Genomic DNA, 2,050 nt, shown 5'->3' with positions numbered 1-2,050 from the left:
GTGCTGTTCGACAAGACCGACCCGCAGAATCCGATCAACCGCCGCATCAGCATCGTGGTGATGACCCAGGACGCCGAAGAAGCGGCCCTGGCCGGCGCCGGCCAGGGCGTGGCGCTGGGCAAGCCCGTCCATGACGCCGACACCCACGTGCCGGACCTCAGCGGCGCCGCTGCCACCGGTACCGCGACGGTGGGTGCAGCGACCAGTGGCCCCGCGCTGGGCGCTGCGGCGCCAGCGGCTGCGGCGGCTGCGCCAGGCTCCGCCGGCGGCTCGCCCGCGCCCCCGCCGGGCACCGCCTCTGCACGCCCGGCGACACCGCGCGTGTCCACCAGCGCTCAGGTCGCCTCGGCCGCCGCACTCGCCAAGGCCGCCGAAGCCGCCGTGGCAGCGCCGCGCGTGGCGGTCGAAGCGCATTGATTGCGAGGCCGGGGTTGGAGTTCCAGATGCATGCCCGGTCTGGCTTGACTGAGGTATCGCTACCGACGGTGTCGTCGAGCCGGTGATTTGCGGTTGGCGTGCCTGGACGGCGGCATGCTCTGATTGCCGTCCCAGCAGAGGTGCCTTGCCGAATCCATCGGCAACGCGGCGAACCCGATCTCGGCGCCTGCTGCGGGGCCGGCGATGGGGAGGGCCTGGCGCACGCACCGTCTTCCCTGCAGGCCAGGCTGGCGCCCTGCCACCGGCCTGGCAGGTGCGGCGCTTGCCGGACCATCGGCGCGGCTGCCCGCCTCATCCAGGCCCGCGGCGAGCGGGGATTGCCGCGGCATCACGATCGACACTGCGATCGACAGCAGGCGGGGCCGCCCGCGCCTGGTCACTCCGAAGCCGGCTGCTCATCGCATCGTGCGGCGCACGCTCTAGAATGGCCGGCCATTCCCAGCGTCGAGAACACCGTGTCCCGCAATTCCAAGGCCAAGCGCGACAAGCGCAAGAAGCAGCAACCCAAGCGCCCCTTCGCCCGTCTGGGCCAGGCGCCCCAGGTCAGCAACCATGCCGTGCTGCAGGACGCCGACGGCCGCGTGGTCGCGGCGATCGGCCTGCAGGGTGGCAGCGAGTGGATGCTGTCGATCGGCGGCCAGACCATGGGCAGCGCCGACAACCCGGTGCCGATGCTGGCCATGCTCAAGCACCTGGCCAACCTGCAGGAAGCCGAAGGCAAGACCATCTCGCTGGAATATTCGACCCAGCTGCAGCAGATGATCGACGACCTGGCCGCCGACGAAGGCCAGACCGCCGAGGAATACCTGACCAAGCTGGTGTCCGAGTTCCAGAACGCCGATGCGGATGAAGACGGCGATGAAGACGCCGACGACGCCGATGCAACACCTGCAACCGACAGCGATGCCGCTGCCGAAGATGCCGCGACGGCCGAAGACGACAGCACTGCAGACGAAGCGACCAGCGACAAGGCCGCCGACGCGGTCGCGGACGACGCCGACAGCGAGAGCGCCGGCAAGAAGTCGAAGAAGTCCAAGAAGCAGGACTGACCTGGCAGATGGCCGTCTACGTCGACGATGCGGTGCACCTGTGGCGCGACCAGCGCTGGGCGCACCTGCTCGGCGATACGCTGGACGAGCTGCATGCCATGGCGGCGCGGCTGGGCATTCCCCGCCGCGCCTTCCAGAACAAACTCAGCGGCGCGCACTACGACGTGCCCGCCTCGCTGCGCATCGAGGCGATCGCACTCGGTGCCATCGCGATCTCACGTCACACCGATCGCGTCTTGCTCAAGGCCTTGATCGCCAATGCGCGTGCGCAGGCACGGGGCGAGGCGCCTTGAGGCGGGGATTTGGGATTCGGGATTCGGGATTGGCAACGGCGGTGGCCGCAACCTGATTGGCGGCGCGCCTTAGTAGGCGCGCGCCTGAGCGCGAGGAGCTGTCCCGGTAACGCCTATCGCGCGCAGGCACGCTCCTACGTGGCCATCGCTGGGCCGTGTGAGCCTTATCTGTTCGGAATGTGGCAGCGTAGGTGTCGAGAGCCGGCGGGGGCTGCCGTATGAGCCTGGATCTGAGCGATCGCCTTGGAGCTTGGCACCCACGCCGGAATC

General features: G+C 69.4%; 2 protein-coding genes and 1 pseudogene. All 3 read left to right on the top strand.

The genetic code is table 11. The features are described from left to right. Positions 1–417 (top strand): annotated as a pseudogene (locus tag OZ10_RS20020) (flagellar motor protein MotB); the annotation flags it as partial. A 476-nt stretch (positions 418–893) separates the two neighbouring features. Next, a complete protein-coding gene (locus OZ10_RS20015; RefSeq protein WP_039566838.1) occupies positions 894–1,487 on the top strand; it encodes a hypothetical protein in 594 nt (197 codons plus the stop codon). Positions 1,488–1,495: 8 nt separating this feature from the next. Further along, positions 1,496–1,780, top strand: a complete 285-nt coding sequence (locus OZ10_RS20010) for a DUF4031 domain-containing protein (protein WP_039405763.1) — start codon at positions 1,496–1,498, stop codon at positions 1,778–1,780. Positions 1,781–2,050 lie beyond the last annotated feature (270 nt).

The organism is Xanthomonas cannabis pv. cannabis (assembly GCF_000802365.1).
In the GTDB taxonomy this organism is placed as follows: domain Bacteria; phylum Pseudomonadota; class Gammaproteobacteria; order Xanthomonadales; family Xanthomonadaceae; genus Xanthomonas; species Xanthomonas cannabis.
This window is presented reverse-complemented; position numbering and strand designations above follow the sequence as displayed.